The organism is Sinimarinibacterium flocculans, assembly GCF_003201205.1.
Taxonomy (GTDB): domain Bacteria; phylum Pseudomonadota; class Gammaproteobacteria; order Nevskiales; family Nevskiaceae; genus Solimonas; species Solimonas flocculans.
The window spans coordinates 22,905-42,861 of sequence record NZ_QICN01000012.1 but is presented as its reverse complement, the minus strand read 5'-3'; the positions used below and the strand labels follow the sequence as shown (position 1 = coordinate 42,861).

Here is a 19,957-nt window from a genome sequence, read left to right as displayed (position 1 = left end):
TGTTACCCCAGCCGGCTTGTGCGCGAGCATAAAAAAAGGCCAAGCGGGGTGGCTTGGCCTCAGAAACCCGGAGGTTGGGGAGATCCGGGTTGGGGGGAGAGATCGCCGGTTCCGTGCCGATTGCTCGTCGCGTGACCGTGAGTGAACAGTAGCGCCGGCCTGCGGCGGAAAGTGGCCGGCGGTGACACGAGGCGGTCTGCGGCAGACAAGCGGTCCTGCAGTCGTCAAATCCGCCTATCCGCATGAGCGGATATACTCTACAGTCCGCCGCCCGGACCCTGTTGTGCCATGAATTCGCATCCCGCCTTCGAACGCCTGAACGCGCTGCTGCGCGAACGCATCCTCGTCATCGACGGGGCCATGGGCACGATGATCCAGCGCCGCCAGCTGCAGGAGGCCGATTACCGCGGCGAGCGCTTTGCCGACTGGCACAAGGACCTCAAGGGCAACAACGACCTGCTGGTGCTGACGCAACCGGACGTGATCCGCGCGATCCACGGCGAGTATCTGGCGGCCGGCGCCGACCTGATCGAGACCAATACCTTCAATGCCCAGGTCATCTCGCTGCACGACTACGGCATGGAATCGCTGGCCTACGAACTGAACCGCGAGGCCGCGAAGCTCGCACGTCAGGCCGCAGACGAGTGGAGCGCAAAGACGCCGGACCGGCCGCGCTTCGTCGCCGGCGCGCTCGGGCCTACCAGTCGCACCTGCAGCATCAGCCCGGACGTCAACGATCCGGGTGCGCGCAACGTCAGCTACGACGAACTGGTCGCGGCCTACCTCGAACAGATCCGCGGTCTGGTCGACGGTGGCGCCGACGTGCTGCTGATCGAGACGATCTTCGACACGCTCAATGCCAAGGCGGCGATCTTCGCCTGCGAGACCTGGTTCGAGCAGTCGCAGACCCGGCTGCCGGTGATCCTGTCGGGCACCATCACCGACGCGTCGGGCCGGACGCTCTCGGGGCAGGTCACCGAGGCGTTCTGGAACTCGATCCGCCACGCGCGGCCGCTGGCCGTGGGCCTGAACTGTGCGCTCGGCGGCCGCGACATGCGTCCGTACATCGCCGAGCTGGCACGCATCGCCGACTGCTACGTGTCCTGCTATCCCAATGCCGGCCTGCCGAATGCCTTCGGCGAGTACGACGAGCGTCCCGAGGACACCGGCGGCATCCTGCGCGAATTCGCCGCCAGCGGGCTGGTGAACATCGTCGGCGGCTGTTGCGGCACGACGCCCGATCACATCGCCGCGATTGCCCGCGCCGTGGCCGACCAGCCGCCGCGCCGGCCGGCGAGCCCGGAGCGCATCGGCCGGCTCGCCGGACTCGAGCCGCTGAACCTGACGACGGACCTCAACTTCGTCAACGTCGGCGAGCGCACCAACATCACCGGCTCGGCGAAGTTCCGCGAGCTGATCAAGGCCGGCGACTACGCCACGGCTCTGGCGGTTGCGCGCCAGCAGGTCGAGGCCGGCGCGCAGATCATCGACGTCAACATGGACGAGGGCATGATCGACGGCGTCGCGGCGATGGATCGCTTCCTCAAGCTGATCGCCTCGGAGCCCGACATCTCGCGCGTGCCGGTGATGATCGACTCCTCGAAGTGGGAGGTCATCGAGGCGGGCCTCAAGTGCGTGCAGGGCAAGCCGATCGTCAACTCCATCTCGATGAAGGAGGGCGAGGACAAGTTCATCCGCGAGGCGCAGCTGTGCCGCAAGTACGGCGCCGCGGTGGTGGTCATGGCCTTCGACGAGCAGGGCCAGGCCGACAACCTCGAGCGGCGCAAGGAGATCTGCGCGCGCGCCTACCGGATCCTGGTCGAGCAGGTCGGCTTTCCGGCCGAGGACATCATCTTCGACCCCAACATCTTCGCGGTCGCCACCGGCATCGCCGAGCACAACAACTACGGCGTCGACTTCATCGAGGCCACGCGCTGGATCAAGCAGAACCTGCCGGGCGCGATGGTGTCCGGCGGCGTGTCCAACGTCTCGTTCTCGTTCCGCGGCAACAACCCGGTCCGCGAGGCGATCCACTCGGTGTTCCTCTACCACGCGATCCGCGCCGGCATGGACATGGGCATCGTCAACGCCGGTGCACTGGTGGTGTACGACGAGCTCGATCCCGAGCTGCGCGAGCGCATCGAGGACGTGATCCTCAACCGCCGCGACGACGGCACGGAGCGGCTGCTCGAGATCGCCGAGCGCTTCCGCGGCGACGGCAAGAAGCAGGCGGTCGAGGACGAGGCCTGGCGCGGCCTGCCGGCGCGCGAGCGCATCAAGCATGCGCTGGTCAAGGGCATCGACCAGTACGTGGAGGCCGATACCGAAGAACTGCGCGCCGACCTGGCCGCGCAGGGCAAACGTCCGATCGAGGTCATCGAAGGCCCGCTGATGGACGGCATGAACGTGGTCGGCGACCTGTTCGGCGCCGGCAAGATGTTCCTGCCGCAGGTGGTGAAGTCCGCACGCGTGATGAAGAAGGCCGTGGCCTACCTCATCCCGTACATCGAGGCCGAGAAAAAGCCCGGCGATGTCCAGCAGTCCAAGGGCAAGATCGTCATGGCCACGGTCAAGGGTGACGTCCACGACATCGGCAAGAACATCGTCGGTGTCGTGCTCCAGTGCAACAACTACGACGTGGTCGATCTCGGCGTCATGGTGCCGGCGCAGAAGATTCTCGACACGGCGAAAGCCGAGAACGCCGACATCATCGGTCTGTCCGGCCTGATCACGCCCTCGCTCGACGAGATGGTGAACCTGGCCAAGGAGATGAAGCGCCAGGGCTTCGACATTCCGCTGCTGATCGGCGGCGCGACGACGTCGCGCGCACACACGGCGGTCAAGATCGACCCGGCGTACCCGCACGGCGTGGTGTGGGTCAAGGACGCCTCGCGCTCGGTGCCGACCGCGGCCGCGCTGCTGTCGTCGGAGCTCAAGCCCAGGCTGCTCGCCGAGGTCAAGGCGGAGTACGACGGCATCCGCGAACGCCACGCGAACAAGGACCGGCAGGAGAAGTTCCTCAGCCTGACCGCCGCGCGGGCGAACCGCACCGGCATCGACTGGGGCCACTACCAGCCGTTTCGCCCGCGCATGCTGCTGCAGCAGACGCGCGATGTCTGCGAAGGGCCGCATTGCGATCACGCCCACCACGACGCGCCCGTGCAGCACGTGCGCGTGTTCAGGGACTATCCGCTCGCCGAGCTGCGCGAGTACATCGACTGGCAGCCGTTCTTCATCGCCTGGGAACTCAAGGGCCGCTACCCGGACCTGCTCAACAACCCGGCCAGCGGCGAAGCCGCGCGCAAGCTGTTCGCCGACGCCAACGCGATGCTCGACCGCATCATCGCCGAGAAGTGGCTGACGGCCAGCGGGGTCATCGGCCTGTTCCCCGCCGCACAGGTGGACGACGACGACATCGAGGTCTACGCCGACGAGGCGCGCACGCAGGTTGCGGCGCGGCTGCACGGCCTGCGCCAGCAGACCGAGCACCGCGCCGGCGTCCCCAACCGCTGCCTCGCCGACTTCGTCGCACCGAAGGACAGCGGCCTGCACGATCACGTCGGCGCCTTCGCGGTGACGGCGGGTCTGGGCGCGCAGGAGCGGGTCGCGGCATTCAGGAAGGCCAACGACGACTACAGCGCGATCCTGCTCGAGGCGCTCGCCGACCGGCTCGCGGAGGCGTTTGCCGAGCGCCTGCATCAGCGGGTGCGCAAGGAGTTCTGGGGCTATGCCCCGGACGAGCAGCTCGACAACGCGGCGCTGATCGACGAACGCTACATCGGCAGCTCCGGCGGCATCCGTCCCGCTCCGGGCTATCCGGCGTGTCCCGAGCACACGGAGAAGCAGACCCTGTGGACCCTGCTCGACGTCGAGCGGCACACCGGCATCCGCCTGACCGAAAGCATGGCGATGTGGCCCGGTGCCTCGGTGTCCGGCTGGTACTTCGCCCATCCGCAGGCGCAATACTTCGTCGTCGGACGCATCAACCGCGACCAGGTCGCGGACTATGCCCGGCGCAAGAACTGGGATCTGGCGACGGCGGAAAAATGGCTCGCCCCGAATCTGGGCTACGATCCGGACGACTGAGCCCGCCGCTGGCGGATCGGCCGTGGAAGACGTGACGGGGGCGGTCGTCCCCGCCCCGTCTGCGGCACGGATGTCGCCCCGAACAGGAAGTAACGCCGATGAGCCCTGCGAAGCCCGACAAGGACTGGCTGGACCCGCCGGACTGGTGGAAGAAATGGCGCCCGCTGCGCTGGCTGATCGGCGTCTTGCTGCTGCTCGGCGTCTGGGTGGCGCTGCGCCCCCTGTTGCCAGAGCGCGAGCCGGAGGTCGCGAAGCCCCGCGCGACCGCCGCCGCGCGCCCGACGCCGCAGGCCACGCCCGCCTCCACGCCGGCACCCGCACCTTCTGAGCCGCTTGCGTCGGCGAGCCCCGAGCCGGCGGCATCCGCCACGCCCGCCCCCGCGCAGGCCAGCCCGATCCCGAGTTCGACCCCGCCCCCGACCCCGTCTCCGGTCCCGGCTGCCGACACGTCCAGCGAGGTCAGTGAGCAGGAGGCGCAGGTCTACTACGAGGAGTCGCTGGGGCAGGCGCCGGCAGAATCCGAGATCGCAGCCTTCACGCGCGTGGCCAGCGACCCGGTGGCGATGCTGGGACGCTACCGCAGCTTCCAGAGCGTCGACGAGGTGGTGTTCGGGCTCGAGCAGGCCGGCTTCGAGCCGATCGTCGAATCACGGCACGCAACCGTGCGCGACGGCATTCCGCCGCGCGACCTGGACACCGTCACCGTCACGCAGTACCGGCACTGGGACGTGCCCGGACGCCTGCAGCTGCAGTTCTTCAACGACCGCCTGCTGCAGGCCGAGTTCGAGCCGGAGGATGCGGCGCGCTACAAGGCCGCGCAGCAGCGTGAACTGCCGCAGCTCAAGCGCGAGGAATCCGGGCGTTCGGAACTGATCGTCGGGCATCTGCGCATTGCCAGCAGTCTCGATCTCGCCGTCAGCGAGGTGGGACGCAAGCTGGGGACGCGCCCGTTCCTGATCTGGCAGGACCGCCGCCTGGTGCGCCAGCGCGACGAATGGGACCGCCGCTTCGCCCTTGACGCCGTGCCGTAGTCTTGTATGAAAAGTCCCGGCCATGGATGGCCGGGATCTTGCGCAGGAAGCGCACTAATGATGGTGCCCGCCCGGCCCGTGCACGTGGCCGTGGCTCAGTTCTTCCTGCGAGGCGTCGCGCACCTCGGTGACCTCGACGTCGAAGTTCAGCGCCTCGCCGGCCAGCGGGTGATTGCCGTCGACCGTGACCATGTCGCCGGCCACACGGGTGACGACGACGCGCATCGGGCCCTGGTTGCTCTGTGCCTGGAAGGACATCCCCGGCTGGATCTCCGCAATGCCCTCGAAGGCGCGGCGCGGCACGTCCTGCACCAGCCGCTCGTCGCGTTCGCCGTAGCCCTGGGAGGGCTCGACACGGACATTGAGCTTGTCGCCGGCCTGCTTGCCGGCGAGCGCGCTTTCGAGACCGGCGATGATGTTGCCGGCGCCGTGCAGATAAGCCAGCGGCTCGTTGCCGCGCGAGCTGTCGAGCACTTCTCCGGCGTCGTTGGTCAGGGTGTAGTGGATATAGACGACGCGCTGCTGGGCGATTTCCATGATGGATCCTGAGTGGCGAACTGACATGCTAACAAATGCATCCGCGCGGCCCGCCGGCAACGTTTCGCCGCCCCGGCGCATCCAACTCCCGGCATCGTCAGCAGGACTTTGAGTGATTGTCGGAATCTGACATTTTTATATATAAAAAATCACCATCTGAGACTGACGAAAGACGCCAACAAGTGGTTACAGAGACAAACTTCTGGCGCATCCCGGGTGAACCACGGTGCTGCCGGCTCGCGACGTATCAGAAGAATTCTTTTATTTTCATGAAGTTCAAACAGGCGTCGAACTGGCATGGCTCTTGGTCCCATGTCCGCATCTCGGGGTTTTCGTGGAGTGGGCTCATGAGCGTGCATGCGCGTGCAGTGGCGTTGGTCTGTGCCCTGGTCCTGGTCGGCTGCGGCGACGGCCGCGCCAAGGGCGAGGACAAGGACAAGGAGAAAGAGGAGGCCAGCATCCCGGTCGAGACCGCCATTGCGGCAACGGGGGCGATCGACGCGGCCTACCGCGGCACGGCGACGCTCGAGGCGGAGGACGAGGCCACCGTGATGGCCAAGCAGAGCGGTGTCATCGAACAGGTGCTGGTCGAGGAAGGCGAGCGCGTGCGCGAAGGCCAGGTGCTCGCCCGCCTGGAGACGGACCGGTTGCGGCTCGAGGTGGCCCGGGCGAAGGCGACGCTGGACCAGCTCGAGCAGGACTTCAAGCGTTACGAGTCGGTCTATGAGCGCAAGCTGGTGTCGCGCGAAGCCTACGAGCGTGCCAAGTTCGAACTGGACGGCGCGAAAGCGGCCCACGATCTGGCGCGCCTGGCCCTGCAGGAGGCCGAGATCCGCGCGCCGTTCGATGGCGTGGTCTCGCTGCGCCACGTCAAGGTCGGCAACACGATCCAGTCGGGCAGCCCGGCTTTCCGGGTCACCCGCATGGACCGGCTGGAGGCGCAGATCTTCGTGCCCGAGCGTGACATCCACAAGCTCGCGTCCGGGCAGCCGGCGATGTTGACCGTCGATGCCTGGCCGGACCGCCGCTTCACCGGCCACATCCTGCGTGTCAATCCGGTGGTCGACGCGACGACCGGAACGGTCAAGGTGACCGTGGCAATGGCGCCCGGGCAGCCCGAACTGCGTCCGGGCATGTTCGGGCGGGTCGAGATCGTCTATGACCAGCGGCAGAACGCGCTGCTGGTGCCCAAGGACGCCGTGCTGACCGAGGACGCGCAGCATTCGGTGTACGTCGTCGCCGACGGGCGGGCGCGCCGGCGGCCGATCGTCGTCGGTTACAGCGACGCCGACCGCTATGAAGTGGTCGACGGGTTGCAGCCCGGCGACGAACTCGTCGTGACCGGGCAGGCGAGCCTGCGCGACGACAGCAAGGTCGAGGTGGTCAATGCGCCTGCGGCGACTCCGGTCGTCGCATCCGGCACCGACACGCAGGGCTGAGCGGCGCGGCAACGGCGGGGGCGCCAGCAATGAAATGGATCGAGTTCTGCACGCGGCGTCCGGTCGCGATCAGCATGCTGACCTTCGCCGTGCTGCTGTTCGGCATGGTGTCGCAGTCGCGCCTTGAGCTGACGCTGCTGCCGGATCTGTCGTATCCGACGCTGACGATTCGTACCGAGCTGCCCGGTGCGGCGCCGGAAGAGATCGAGACGCTGCTGTCCAAGCCGATCGAGGAGGCTGTCGGCATCATCCGCAACGTGCGCCAGGTGCGCTCGGTGTCGCTGGCCGAGCGCAGCGACGTGACGCTCGAGTTCAACTGGGGCACGGCAATGGACTTCGCCGTGCTCGACGTGCGCGAGAAGCTCGATGCGCTGGAGCTGCCGAAGGAGTCGCAGCGTCCGATCGTGCTGCGCTTCGACCCCAGCCAGGACCCGATCATGCGCTACGGTCTCGCGCTCAAGGCCGGGGGCGGCGAGGCGCGACGGACTGCCGACGAGGCGGCGCTCAAGCGCCTGCGGCGGATCGCCGAAGACCTCGTGCAGAAGCCGCTCGAGGGCGTGGACGGCGTCGCCGCCGTCAAGATCGCCGGCGGTCTCGAGGACGAGGTGCAGGTGCTGGTGGACCTGGGCAAGCTCGCGCAGTTCCAGCTCACCACCGAGCAGGTCGAGGAGCGTCTGCGCGCCGAGAACGCGAACATCTCCGGCGGCCGCGTCGAGCAGGGCGCATCGAGCTATCTCGTGCGCACGCTCAACCAGTTCAAGTCGCTCGACGAGATCCGCGAGACGATCCTGGTCGCGCGCGCCGAGCGCTCGATCTATCTGCGGGACGTGGCCGAGGTACGCGCCGGGTTCAAGGAGCGCGAAGCCATCATCCGCGTCGACGGCCACGAGGCGGTCGAGATCTCGATGTACAAGGAGGGCGACGGCAACACGGTCTCGATCGTCGATCGCATCAAGGCGCGGGTCGGCCAGTTCGGCCGCCAGCTGCCTCCCGACGTCGAGATGAAGCCGCTCTACGACCAGTCGGTCTTCATCCGCCAGGCGATCGACGAGGTGGTCTACGCCGCGATCGAGGGCGGCCTGCTCGCGATCCTGATCCTGTACCTGTTCCTGCGCAACGCGTGGACCACGGCGATCGTCGCCATCGCGATCCCGATCTCGGTGGTGGCCACCTTCAACGTGATGTACGGGGCCGGCCTGTCGCTGAACATCATGTCGCTCGGCGGCATCGCGCTGGCGATCGGCATGCTCGTCGACGACACCATCGTCGTCCTCGAGAACATCCATCGCGCACACGAGCGCGGGCTGCCGCTGGCCGAGGCGGCCGTCACCGGTGCGAGCCAGGTCGCCGGCGCGGTGACCGCGTCGACGCTGACCACGGTGGCGGTGTTCTTCCCGATGGTGTTCGTCGAAGGCATCGCCGGTCAGCTGTTCGCCGACCAGGCCCTCGTCGTCACCGGCGCGCTGATCTTCTCGCTGGTCGTGTCGCTGACCCTGGTGCCGATGATGGCGTCGCGCGCCGCGCGTGCGCGGCCGGTCGTTCCCGCGAACGCGGTCGTCGGCGACCGCGGACGCCTGCGTCGGCGCCTGTCGCAGACGCGATACGCCGCGTTCGAGTCATTGCCGGCCTTGCTACTGTGGCCGTTCGTCCAGCTGTTCCGCGTGATCGGCCTGGCGCTCGGCCTGTTGCTGCGCCCGCTGGCGGCCGTCTGGCAACGCGCCTTCGCCGCGCTCGAACGGCGCTACGTGCCACTGCTCGACTGGTCGCTCGATCACCGCCTGCCGGTGCTGCTGACCGCGACGCTGCTGTTCGGCCTGGCGCTGTTCACGTTGCCGCGCATCGGCGTCGAGCTGATCCCGCCGTTCAATCAGGGCGAATTCCGTGCTGAGGTACAGTTGCCGCCGGGGGCGCCGCTGGAGCGTACCGATGCGGCCCTGCAGGAGGTCGCGCGCAAGCTCGACGCCAACGACGAGGTGAGCGCGTGGCTGGCGGCGAGCTATACGGTCGCCGGCACCGGCAACCGGCTCGATGCCAATCCGGAGACCGGCGGCGAGAACTTCGGCACCGTGAACATCGTGCTCAAGCCGGAGGCCTTCTCGAACGAGGGGGCGCTGATCGCCGAGCTTTCGCGTCATCTCGACGTCCTGCCCGGCGCGAGCTACCGCTACGCGCGGCCGGCGCTGTTCACGCTCAAGACGCCGCTGGAGATCGAGATCGCCGGCTACGACCTCGACCAGCTCGAGCGCATCTCCGAATCCCTGCGCCGGCGCTTGCTCGCATCCGAGCGCTTCACCGAGGTGGAGACGACGCTGGTGCCCGGCCACCCGGAAATCCAGGTCCTGTTCGACCAGGAGCGCGCCGCGCAGCTCGGGCTCGATACCGCCGTGCTGGCGGCGCGCGTCGCGGGCGTGGTGCGCGGCAGCGTCGCCACGCGCTTTCGCATCGGCGATCGCGAGATCGACGTGCTCGTGCGCGGCGCCGAGCGGCAGCGCGCGAACCTGGACGACATCCGCAACCTGGTGGTGAACCCGGACAGCCCGCAACCCGTCCGCCTGTCCTCGATCGCCGACGTGCGGCTGCAGTCCGGGCCCAGCGAGATCCGCCGCGTGGACCAGCAGCGCGTGATCATCGTCTCGGCCAATCTGGCCTACGGCAACCTGGGCGAGGGCATTGGCGAGATCGAGGTCATGCTGGCGCAGACGCCGCTGCCGTCGGGCCTGTCGACGCGTATCGCCGGCCAGAGCGAGGAGATGGAGGTGTCGTTCCGCTCGCTGACGCTGGCGCTCGCGCTGGCCATCTTCCTCGTCTACCTGGTGATGGCCTCGCAGTTCGAATCCCTGGTGCATCCCTTCGTCATCCTGTTCACCATCCCGCTGGCGGCGATCGGCGCGATCTTCGCGCTGTATCTCACCGGCTCGGTGATCAACGTCGTCGCGCTGATCGGCATGATCGTGCTTGCCGGCATCGTCGTGAAGAACGGCATCGTGCTGATCGACCTGGTCAACCGGCTCCGCGCCGAAGGTCAGGCCCTGCGGCCGGCGATGATCGAGGCGGGACGTTCGCGACTGCGACCGATCGTGATGACCACGCTGACCACGGTGCTCGGCCTGCTGCCGATGGCGCTCTCGGGTGCCGAGGGTGCCGAAGTGCGCCAGCCGATGGCGATCACCGTCATCGGCGGCCTGCTGGTCTCGACGCTGCTGACCCTGGTGGTGATCCCGGTGGTGTACACGCTGGTGCAGCGCGATGCGGATGCGGTGGATTCGCCCGCACCGGAGCCGCTGCCGTGATTCTCACCGAGCTGTCGCTGCGGCGCCCGGTCACGGTCGTGATGTTCTTCGTCTGCATGACCGTGATCGGCCTCATCGGCGGCCAGCGCCTGTCGCTGGAGTTCCTGCCGGACATCGAGTTTCCCGGCATCTTCGTGCAGATCCCCTACCGCAATTCGACTCCCGAGGAGGTCGAGCGCCGCATCACGCGGCCGGTCGAGGAAGCGCTGGCGACCCTGCCCGGCATCCAGCGGATGAACTCCGAGTCGTCGGACAGCGGTGCCGGCATCTTCATCCTGTTCGACTGGGGCGAGGACCTGGCGATCAAGGGTGTCGAGGCGCGGGACAAGATCGACGCGGTCCGCGACGATCTGCCGCGCGACATCGAGCGTATCCAGATCCAGAAGTTCGAAGCCGGCAGCATTCCGGTGCTGACGCTGCGGGTGTCCGCGCAACGCGACCTGTCGAACGCCTACGACATGCTCGAGCGCGCGCTCAAGCGACGCATCGAGCGGCTCGGCGGCGTCTCGCGCGTCGACCTGTACGGCGTCGACCCCAAAGAGGTCCGCATCGAACTCGCCGCCGACCGTGTCGCGGCGCATGGCATCGACCTGCGCGCCCTCTCGGAGACGCTGCAGCGTGCGAACTTCTCGCAGACCGCCGGCGACTTCATCGAGGGCGGGCGGCGCTACTACGTCAAGCCCGAAGGCCGTTTCGAATCGATCGGGCAGATCCGTGCACTGGTGATCGACCGGCGCGGCCTGCGCCTGGGCGACATCGCGGACGTGCAGTACGCCGAGCCGGTGCGCACCTACGGGCGTCACCTCAACGGCAGCTACTCGATCGGGCTGGACGTCTACAAGGAGACCGGCGCCAACCTGGTCGACGTCGCCGACCGCGTGCTCGCCGAACTCGACGAGGTCCGCGAGCTGCCGGAGATGGCCGGCATCAATCTCTACATCATGGAGAACACGGCGGACAACGTGCGCAGCTCGCTGGACGATCTGATCGAGGCCGGCCTGATCGGCGCGCTGCTGTCGGTCGCGGTGCTGTACCTGTTCCTGCGCGACTGGCGCATGACGTTGATCGTCACCACGGCGGTGCCGCTGTCGCTGCTCATCACGCTCGGTGCGATGTTCTTCCTCGGCATGTCGCTGAACATCCTCAGCCTGATGGGCCTGATGCTGTCGGTCGGCATGCTCGTCGACAACGCGGTGGTCGTGACCGAATCGATCTTCAAGGCGCGTGCCGAGGGGCGCAGCGCCCAGGCGGCCACGCTCGAAGGCGTGCGCGGTGTCGGCCTCGCGGTCGCGCTGGGTACACTCACGACCGCCATCGTCTTCATCCCCAATCTCTTCGGTGCGCAGAACGAGATCACCGTCTACCTGACGCACGTGGCGACGACCATCTGCGTGTCGCTCGGAGCCTCGCTGCTGATCGCGCTGACGCTGATCCCGCAACTGACCACCCGCATCGCCTTGGGGGGCAATGGGCACGTGCGCTGGATCGAATCGCTCGCCGATCGCTACGCACGCGTGCTCGCGTGGACCTTGCGCCATCCGGGCAAGACCGGCGTGTTCATCGTGCTGGTACTGGCCAGCGTTGCGGTGCCGGCCGGTCTGGTGAAGATGGACATGTTCCCGCAGGACCGCAGCAAGCGCCTGTTCCTGCCGTACAACGTCAACGGCGTGTACCGTCTGTCCAAGATGGAAGAGGCGGTCGACACGATCGAACGCTACCTGCTCGACAACCAGGCTCGCTTCGAGATCGAGTCGGTCTACTCGTACTTCGATCTCGGGCGCGCGGAAACCACGATCCTGCTCGTCGACAAGGAGCAGCGCACGCAGTCGCCCGAGCAGATCATGGAGGCGATCCGCGAGAAGCTGCCGAAGATCGCGATCGGCGATCCGAGCTTCGAGCAGAACCGCCAGGGCTCCGGCGAACGTCTGAGCGTGCAGGTCTTCGGCGAGTCGAGCGAGCGGCTGCGCGAGGTCGCGCTCGAGGTCGAGCGCATCCTGCGCGGTGTCGACGGACTCACCGACGTCCGCCTCAAGGCCTCCGCGGAGGACTGGGAGGTCCGCGTCCGCGTCGACCGCGACAAGGCGCGACTGTACGGGCTGTCGAGCCAGCAGGTCGCCGAGGTGGTCGCCGGCGCGATGCGTGGCGTGCCGCTGCGGCCATACCGCACGGCGACCGGCGAGGTCGACCTCGTCCTGCAGTTCAGGCTCAAGGACCGGCTCGACCTCGATGCGCTGCGCTCGCTGCCGATCATCACGCCGGACGGCACACGCGTGACCCTGTCGACGCTGGCGGAGCTGTCGATCGGCGACGTGCCGGGAATGATCCGGCGTGAGGACCGCCTGACCGCGCTGTCGGTCGAGTTCGGCACCGCCGAAGGGACGACCTCCGAGGATGCGCGCGAACGCGTCAAGCAGACGCTGGAGAACACGCAGCTTCCGCCGGGCTACAGCTGGGGCTTCGGTCGCGCATTCTCCGACGAGCAGGAAAGCATGCAGACGATGATGCAGAACATGCTGCTCGCGGTCGCCTGCATCTACATCGTCATGGCGGTCCTGTTCGAGTCGGTGCTCGCGCCCAGCGCGATCATCACCGGCATCCTGTTCTCCTTCATCGGTGTCTACTGGTTCTTCTTCGCCACCGGCACCGATTTCTCGTTCATGGCGATGATCGGCATGCTGGTGCTGATGGGCATCGTCGTGAACAACGGCATCGTGCTCGTCGATCACGTCAACCGCCTGCGCGCCGCCGGGCTCGGCCGCAGCGAGGCGCTGGTGCAGGGTTCGCGCGACCGCCTGAGGCCGATCCTGATGACGGCGGCAACGACGGTGCTGGGCATGGTGCCGCTGGCTCTGGGCGACACCGCCATCGGCGGCGAGGGCCCGGCCTACTATCCGATGGCCCGCGCGATCATCGGCGGGCTGGTGTTCTCGACCGGCGTCTCGCTGCTGGTGCTGCCGACGATCTACCTCGCGCTCGAGGATCTCGGCCAGTGGGGCCGGCGTGTGCTGCACCGTGCGCGCCACTGGTGGCCGACGCGACCGCAGGCGTCGACCACGCAGACCTGAGCCGGCGCACCGCCGCCGCGGTTTCCGGCTAGGCTAGCGAGTATGGGCAGGACCTTGCTGATTCTCGCAGCGGTCGTCGCAGTGCTGGGCGGCGGCATGGTGCTGCGTACGCTGACGCTGCGGCCACAGCCGCCGCTCGCCGCACCGATCGAGGCGATTGCGCTCGACGAGGCGGCGCTGGCGGACGGTCTGGCGCAGGCGCTGCGTCTCCCGACCATCTCCCACGCCGAAGGCGCGCCGGTGTACACGGCGGCCTTTTCCGCGTTCCACGCCCTGCTCGCCGAGCGCTTCCCGCTGGCGCACGCCCGGCTCGACGTCGAGCGCATCGGCGAGTGGAGCCTGCTGTACCGCTGGCGCGGCAGCGACGCGGCGCAGCGGCCGGCGCTGCTGGCGGCGCACATGGACGTGGTGCCCATCGAACCCGGCACCGAAGCACGCTGGACGCATCCGCCCTTTGCCGGCGTGGTGGCCGACGGCGTCGTCTGGGGGCGCGGTGCGCTCGACGACAAATCCTCGCTGATCGCCCAGCTCGAGGCACTGGAACACCTGCTGGCGCAGGGCTACGCGCCGACGCGCACGCTCTACTTCGCCTATGGCCACGACGAGGAAGTCGGCGGCCGCGAAGGTGCGCGGCGCATCGCCGAGAGCCTGAAGGCGCGCGGCGTCCGCCTGGCCTTCACGCTCGACGAGGGCAGCGCGATCACCCAGGGCGTCGTCGCCGGGATCACGCAACCGGTCGCCGCGATCATGGCGGGCGAGAAGGGATACGCAAGCTTCCGCCTGACGGCGCGCGCACCCGGCGGGCATTCGTCGATGCCGCCGGACGACAGTGCGATCGCCCGGCTGTCGCAGGCACTGGTGCGCCTTGATGCGCGGCCGCCGCGCGCGCGGCTGACGCCGCCGGTGGAGGCCATGCTCGAACGCCTGGCGCCGCACCTGCCGTTCGGCGCGCGTGTGGCCATTGCCAACCGCGAACTGCTCTCGGCGCTGTTGTTGCGCGAACTCTCGCGCAGCCCGGTCACCGACGCGCTCACGCGCACGACCCAGGCGTTGACGGTGGTGCACGCCGGCATCAAGGACAATGTGATCCCGACCGAGGCCTATGCGCTGATCAACTACCGCCTGCTGCCCGGCACCGAGCTGGCCGACATCGAGGCGCATATCCGCACGACGATCGGCGACGACGCCATCGAGCTAACGGTCGAGGAGGGTTTCGGCGACGCGGCGCCGGCGTCCTCCGATCCGGATGCGCCGGAATTCGCGGTGATCGCGCGGACCGTCAACGAGATCTTTCCGGAGGCGCTGGTGTCGAGCGGCATCATCATGGCGACCACCGACAATCGCCACTACGCGGACGTGCGCGACCAGGGCTACTACTTCGCGCCGTTCGTCTATACCGCGGACGACGGCGGGCGCATCCATGGCACCGACGAGCACATCGGCGTCGCCGAGTATGCCGACATGGTGCGCTTCTACATCCGCCTGCTGCAGAACGCGGGTGGCTAACCCGCCGGGCACGCTGCTCGCGGTCAAGGTCGCGCCGAAGGCTGCGCGCAATGCGGTGATCGGCTGGCACGCGAGCAGCCTGAAGCTCTGCGTCACGGCACCACCGGAAGACGGGCGTGCCAATGCCGCAGTGATCGCCCTGCTCGCCGACGTGCTGCGCACGCCACCCTCGAGCATCCACGTGCGCCGAGGTGCGCGCTCGCCGCACAAGCTGCTGGCGATCGACGGTCTCGACGAGGCGGCACTTCTCGCGCGCCTGCCGCAGCGTTGAGCCGCTGCGCGAATTGTCCTACAGCGGTCTGGGGGGAATCACCGGGGGTGCTTCCCGCCGGCGCAGGCTGCGCGCATTATTCCCCGCAACCCGTGTTTCCAGGCGCACGCCCGACGGCGCGTCAGGCCCCGTTTTCGTTCTTCACCTACCAAGGAAAATCGCGATGAAGTCCCTGTCCCGTAGTGCTCCGTTGCTGGCCCTGTTGCTGGCGGCCTGTGCGAGCAGCCCCGATCAGTCGTCGACGCAGGTCGCTGCGGCACCGAGCACGGAGCAGAAGTTCCGCACCGTGTCGGAGGCGGAGGCCGTCGCCGCCGACGACGACCTGATCTGCCGCATGGAACGCACGACCGGCACGCGCATCGACAAGAAGGTTTGCGCGACGCGGGATGAGTGGGAGCGCACGCGTCAGGCCTCGACCGAGGACTATCGCAAGGCCGCCACGCGCGGACTGTCGCTGCGTCAGAGCAACTGAGCCCCGGCGACAGCGCACGCCGCTGTCCCGCCGTTCCCGCATGCAGCATCGCACCGGCGTCGTTCTCGCGGGCTTCGCCGGCGCGATCGTTGCAGCCTGCGCCACGCTCGTTGCGCGGCCGGCGTCGCCGTGGGACGACGTCGGGACGCTGCAGGCGCGCTTCGCCGCGGGCACGCTCGACGCCCGCTCGCTAGCGCAGCAGGCGCTGAGCCGCATCGCGCGGCTCGACGAAGGTGCCGACGGCCTGCACGCCGTGGTCGAGCGCAACCCCGATGCGCTCGTCATTGCCGGGCGGCTCGATGAGGAGCGCGCGCAGGGGCGCGTGCGCGGACCTCTGCATGGCGTGCCGGTGCTGCTCAAGGAGAACATCGACACCGGCGACCGCATGCGCACCACCGCCGGTTCGCTGGCCCTGCTCGACGCGCCGACGCCGGACGATGCCTTTCTCGTGCGGCGTCTGCGGGCGTCCGGCGCGGTGCTGCTCGGCAAGACCAACCTCAGCGAGTGGGCGAACTTCCGCTCGACGCAGGCGACGAGCGGCTGGAGCGCACGCGGCGGCCAGACCCGCAATCCGCACGATCCCTCCCGCAATCCCTGCGGGTCCAGCGCCGGCTCGGCGGTCGCCGTCGCTGCGGGCTTCGTGCCGCTGGCCGTCGGCACCGAGACCAACGGTTCGATCACCTGCCCGGCGAGCGCGAACGGCGTCGTCGGCATCAAGCCGACGCGTGGGTGGGTGAGCCGCGACGGCATCGTCCCCATCGCCGCGTCACAGGATACCGCCGGACCGCTGGCGCGCAGCGTCGCCGACGCGGCGCTCCTGCTGCAGGCGATGTCCGGGCCCGATCCGGACGATGCGGCGACGCACGATGCCGGACGCTTTCCCGACGTGACGGGCGTGCTCGCCACCGCGACCGTCGACGGCGCCCGCCTCGGCGTGCTGCGCGACCGGACCGGTTTCGACGATGCGACCGACCGGCTGTTCGACGATGTTCTGCGCCGGCTGCGCGCGGCCGGCGCGCAGCTCGTCGATGTGGAGATGCCGCTGCCACCGACGTTCGGCGAAGACAGCTACGCCGTGCTGCTGTACGAGTTCCGCGAAGGCGTCGAGCGCTACCTGCGCGAGCGCGGCGCCGCGATCACGACGCTGGAGGGACTGATCGCCTTCAACCGCGGCCACGCCCAACGCGAGCTGGTGCACTTCGGCCAGGAGATCTTCGAGCAGGCGGCGCGCACCGGCGGGCTCGACGATCCGGCCTATCGCGACGCCCTCGCACGCAGCCGTGCGGCGGCGCGAACGGCGCTGGACCGCCTGCTCGTAGACGCCGAACTGGACGCGCTGATCGCGCCGACGATGGCGCCCGCCTGGCGCACCGATCATGCGCGCGGCGACGACTACCGCGGCGCCGGCGTCTCCGCAGCGCCGGCGGTCGCCGGCTATCCGCACATCAGCGTGCCCATGGGGCGTGTGGACGACCTGCCGGTCGGCCTGTCGCTGATCGGCGCCGCCTGGGACGACGCGCGACTGATCGGCCTCGCGCATGCGTGGGAGCAGCTCGCCGATCTCGACCCGAGGCCGACGCTGGCGACCGTGCGAGAATAGGCGGCCGTCGAATCCGGGCCGTACCGATGTCTTCCCTGCCTGCCGAAACTCCGATCCACTGGCCCGCACCGGGGCCGAAACGGGCCTTGCCGCCGGAAGGACCGGTTCTCAAGGACGGCGCACGCGGGCGCATCGAAGCCAACAAGCTCGCCAAGCGCCTGCGCCGACAGGTCGGGCAGGCGATCATGGACTACAACATGATCAGCGACGGCGACCGCGTGATGGTCTGCCTCTCGGGCGGCAAGGACAGCTACACGATGCTGGAGATGCTGCTGCAGCTGCAGGCCAAGGCGCCGGTGCGTTTCGAGATTCTCGCGGTCAACCTCGACCAGAAGCAGCCGGGGTTTCCCGAGCACGTGCTGCCGGACTATCTGCGCGCCCGCGGCGTGCCGTTCCACATCATCGAGCAGGACACCTACTCCGTGGTCAAGCGGGTGATTCCCGAGGGCAAGACCACCTGCGGCCTGTGCTCGCGGCTGCGCCGCGGCGCGCTGTACGCCTACGCCCGCGAACACGGCTACACGAAGATCGCGCTCGGTCATCACAAGGACGACATCGTCGCGACCTTCTTCCTTAACCTGTTCCACGGCGGCAAGCTCGCCGCGATGCCCCCGAAGCTGCTATCCGACGACGGCGACAACGTCGTCATCCGGCCGCTGGCCTACTGCCGCGAACGCGACATCGCCGCCTTCGCCGAGCACAAGGCGTTCCCGATCATTCCGTGCAACCTCTGCGGCTCGCAGGAGAACCTGCAGCGCAAGCAGGTGCGCCGCATGATGGAGGACTGGGAGCGCGAGCACCCGGCACGGATCGAGCAGGCGTTCGCCGCGCTGACCAACGTCGCGCCGTCGCAGCTTGCCGATCCCGGGCTCTTCGACTTCGCGTCGCTGGGCGGTGATGCGCCCGGCGCGCGGGACTGGCTGATCGCGGACGCCGCCGGATGATGCGTCGGTGGTGGCTGCTTGCCGTCGCGGCGTGGTGTGCGGCGGCGTCCGGCAGCGACAGCGCGGCGCCGTTCGCCTGGACGCTGCGTGCGCCGGGCACGGCGACGCACTATCTCGTCGGTTCGATCCACATGCTGCCGCCCGCCGCGCATCCGCTGCCGGACGGTCTCGAACGCGCCTACTCGGCGAGCCGGCGCCTGATCGTCGAGAGCGATCCGCTGGCCCTGTCCTCGACCGAGCTGCAGGGGCAGATGCTCGCGGCCGGCACGGCCGGCGATGCGGGCCTGACCGGCGAGATCCCGGCGCCCCTCTACGCGCGCCTGCGCACCCAGCTCGGACGGCTGGGCCTGCCGCAGCGGATGTGCGATGCGCTGCGTGCCTGGCTGTGTGCGCTGACGCTGGAGCTCTCCGGTTACCAGCGTGCCGGCTTCGTCCCCGACCTGGGCATCGACCGCCATTTCTTCGACCGCGCACGCGCGGATGGCAAGCCCGTCGCCTGGCTGGAGACGCCGCAGCAGCAGCTCGCGCTGTTCACGCAGATGCCGGACGGGCTCGGCCGCGAGTTCCTGGCCTCCGCGCTCGACGGGGTCGGCGATCCCGACATGACCCCGCAGCGGATGCTCGAGGCCTGGCAGCAGGGCGACGTCGCGTTCATGCATGCGCAGATCGAGCAGCTGCGTCGTGACCATCCGGGCGCCTACGCACGCCTGCTCTCCGCCCGCAATCGGGACTGGCTCGATCCGCTGGAGGACTGGCTGCGCGAGCCGCTGCCGACGCTGGTCGTCGTCGGGGCCGCGCACCTCGTCGGCGACGATGGCCTGGTCGATGCGCTGCGCGCACGCGGCTTCGAGCTGGACGCGGGTGTACGGCCGTGATCGAGCTCTGGCAGTTCAACTTCTCGATGTATCCGGAGATCGTTCGCTGGGCGCTCGACCACAAGGGCCTGGAGTACCGCACGCGCGTGCTGCTGCCGGGGCCGCACGTCCTGCAGCTGATGCCGCGCTTCGGCCAGAAGACGGTGCCGGTGCTGCGCGACGGCGCGCGGTTGCTGCGCCAGACCGGCGAGATGCTCGATCACCTCGAGGCGTATGCGCCGTCCCTGTTGCCGACCGATGCGGCGCAGCGCGAAGCGGCGTGGGCCTGGGCGAGGCGGGCGCTGGAGCAGTGGGGGCCCTCGGTGCGTCTGGCCGGCTTTCACGACCTGCTGCCGCACGCCGCCTACATGGCGCGGCTGTGGTCGCAGCCGTTTCCGCCGCTGGCGCGCGCGGCCTATGTCGCGGGGTTTCCGCTGCTGGTGCGCCCGGTGATGCGGCTCGACATGGGCATCACCGACGAGCGCGCCGAGGCCGCTCGTGCGGTCACCGCTGCCGCGCTCGACGCGGTGGCCGAGGCGACCCGCCGGCAGGACTACCTCGTCGGCGGCCGCTTCGGCCTCGCCGATCTGGCCGTGGCCGCCGTGCTCGCCCTGACGGTGCTGCCGGAAGAGTATCCCTTGAGCCTGCCGCAACCCCATCCCCGCGGCGTGCGGCGCTGGCTGGGGCGATGGCGCGGCCATCCGGGCGCTGCCTGGGTGCGGCGCGTCTACGCCGTCCACCGCAGGCGCGCAGCGATGCCCGTGGCGGCGTGACGCGATGCCGCGTCCGGCCCGGGCGGCGCGACCGTTCCGGGATAATGGCCGGCCCTGCCGCAACCCTCACGGTCCCGTCGACGTACAAG

At 68.9% G+C, this 19,957-nt stretch carries 13 protein-coding genes; 12 read left to right on the top strand and 1 reads right to left on the bottom strand.

What is annotated here, in order from left to right:
* The first annotated feature begins 288 nt into the window (after nt 1-288).
* Nucleotides 289-4,086 carry a methionine synthase gene (gene metH / locus C8D93_RS17760; RefSeq protein ID WP_110266586.1) on the top strand — a complete coding sequence of 1,266 codons (3,798 nt, stop codon included), beginning with the start codon at nt 289-291 and terminating at the stop codon, nt 4,084-4,086.
* A gap of 98 nt (nt 4,087-4,184) precedes the next feature.
* On the top strand, nt 4,185-5,117 hold the full coding sequence (locus C8D93_RS17755) for a hypothetical protein (RefSeq protein WP_110266585.1): 933 nt from the start codon (nt 4,185-4,187) through the stop codon (nt 5,115-5,117).
* 54 nt (nt 5,118-5,171) lie between these two features.
* Here the strand turns inward: C8D93_RS17755 and C8D93_RS17750 are convergent, their stop codons facing one another.
* Nucleotides 5,172-5,654: an FKBP-type peptidyl-prolyl cis-trans isomerase gene (locus tag C8D93_RS17750; RefSeq protein WP_110266584.1), complete on the bottom strand. Its 483-nt coding sequence runs from the start codon at nt 5,652-5,654 to the stop codon at nt 5,172-5,174.
* Between the two features lie 347 nt (nt 5,655-6,001).
* Between C8D93_RS17750 and C8D93_RS17745 the strand changes: the two genes are divergently transcribed.
* The 10 genes from C8D93_RS17745 (at nt 6,002) to C8D93_RS17700 (ending at nt 19,868) form a co-directional block, all read left to right on the top strand.
* Nucleotides 6,002-7,093 carry an efflux RND transporter periplasmic adaptor subunit gene (locus C8D93_RS17745; protein WP_170124092.1) on the top strand — a complete coding sequence of 364 codons (1,092 nt, stop codon included), beginning with the start codon at nt 6,002-6,004 and terminating at the stop codon, nt 7,091-7,093.
* A 29-nt stretch (nt 7,094-7,122) separates the two neighbouring features.
* Nucleotides 7,123-10,383, top strand: coding sequence for an efflux RND transporter permease subunit (locus C8D93_RS17740; protein ID WP_110266582.1), 3,261 nt, complete (start codon nt 7,123-7,125; stop codon nt 10,381-10,383).
* On the top strand, nt 10,380-13,448 hold the full coding sequence (locus C8D93_RS17735; protein ID WP_110266581.1) for an efflux RND transporter permease subunit: 3,069 nt from the start codon (nt 10,380-10,382) through the stop codon (nt 13,446-13,448). Before C8D93_RS17740 ends, C8D93_RS17735 begins: the two co-directional genes overlap by 4 nt.
* Nucleotides 13,449-13,490: 42 nt before the next feature.
* Complete coding sequence (locus C8D93_RS17730) at nt 13,491-14,954, top strand: M20 family peptidase (RefSeq protein ID WP_110266580.1); 1,464 nt, start codon at nt 13,491-13,493, stop codon at nt 14,952-14,954.
* Nucleotides 14,947-15,225: a DUF167 domain-containing protein gene (locus C8D93_RS17725; protein ID WP_245903978.1), complete on the top strand. Its 279-nt coding sequence runs from the start codon at nt 14,947-14,949 to the stop codon at nt 15,223-15,225. The genes C8D93_RS17730 and C8D93_RS17725 overlap by 8 nt, the downstream gene beginning before the upstream one ends.
* 163 nt (nt 15,226-15,388) lie before the next feature.
* A complete protein-coding gene (locus C8D93_RS17720; protein WP_146216646.1) occupies nt 15,389-15,697 on the top strand; it encodes a hypothetical protein in 309 nt (102 codons plus the stop codon).
* 40 nt (nt 15,698-15,737) lie between these two features.
* Entirely contained in the window at nt 15,738-17,297 is a 1,560-nt protein-coding gene (locus C8D93_RS17715) for an amidase (RefSeq protein ID WP_110266577.1), read from the top strand.
* A gap of 26 nt (nt 17,298-17,323) precedes the next feature.
* A complete protein-coding gene (gene ttcA / locus C8D93_RS17710; protein WP_110266576.1) occupies nt 17,324-18,241 on the top strand; it encodes a tRNA 2-thiocytidine(32) synthetase TtcA in 918 nt (305 codons plus the stop codon).
* Entirely contained in the window at nt 18,238-19,116 is an 879-nt protein-coding gene (locus tag C8D93_RS17705; protein WP_110266575.1) for a TraB/GumN family protein, read from the top strand. The genes ttcA and C8D93_RS17705 overlap by 4 nt, the downstream gene beginning before the upstream one ends.
* Nucleotides 19,113-19,868 carry a glutathione S-transferase family protein gene (locus C8D93_RS17700; protein ID WP_110266574.1) on the top strand — a complete coding sequence of 252 codons (756 nt, stop codon included), beginning with the start codon at nt 19,113-19,115 and terminating at the stop codon, nt 19,866-19,868. The genes C8D93_RS17705 and C8D93_RS17700 overlap by 4 nt, the downstream gene beginning before the upstream one ends.
* Nucleotides 19,869-19,957: the final 89 nt, after the last annotated feature.

What these genes read in the sequence shown, in the direction of transcription:
- metH (WP_110266586.1), top strand. Translation starts at nt 289, where the DNA reads ATGAATTCGCATCCCGCCTTCGAACGCCTGAACGCGCTGCTGCGCGAA.
- C8D93_RS17705 (WP_110266575.1), top strand. Translation starts at nt 18,238, where the DNA reads ATGATGCGTCGGTGGTGGCTGCTTGCCGTCGCGGCGTGGTGTGCGGCG.
- C8D93_RS17740 (WP_110266582.1), top strand. Translation starts at nt 7,123, where the DNA reads ATGAAATGGATCGAGTTCTGCACGCGGCGTCCGGTCGCGATCAGCATG.
- C8D93_RS17730 (WP_110266580.1), top strand. Translation starts at nt 13,491, where the DNA reads ATGGGCAGGACCTTGCTGATTCTCGCAGCGGTCGTCGCAGTGCTGGGC.
- C8D93_RS17755 (WP_110266585.1), top strand. Translation starts at nt 4,185, where the DNA reads ATGAGCCCTGCGAAGCCCGACAAGGACTGGCTGGACCCGCCGGACTGG.
- C8D93_RS17715 (WP_110266577.1), top strand. Translation starts at nt 15,738, where the DNA reads ATGCAGCATCGCACCGGCGTCGTTCTCGCGGGCTTCGCCGGCGCGATC.
- C8D93_RS17745 (WP_170124092.1), top strand. Translation starts at nt 6,002, where the DNA reads ATGAGCGTGCATGCGCGTGCAGTGGCGTTGGTCTGTGCCCTGGTCCTG.
- C8D93_RS17750 (WP_110266584.1), bottom strand. Translation starts at nt 5,654, where the DNA reads ATGGAAATCGCCCAGCAGCGCGTCGTCTATATCCACTACACCCTGACC.
- ttcA (WP_110266576.1), top strand. Translation starts at nt 17,324, where the DNA reads ATGTCTTCCCTGCCTGCCGAAACTCCGATCCACTGGCCCGCACCGGGG.
- C8D93_RS17720 (WP_146216646.1), top strand. Translation starts at nt 15,389, where the DNA reads ATGAAGTCCCTGTCCCGTAGTGCTCCGTTGCTGGCCCTGTTGCTGGCG.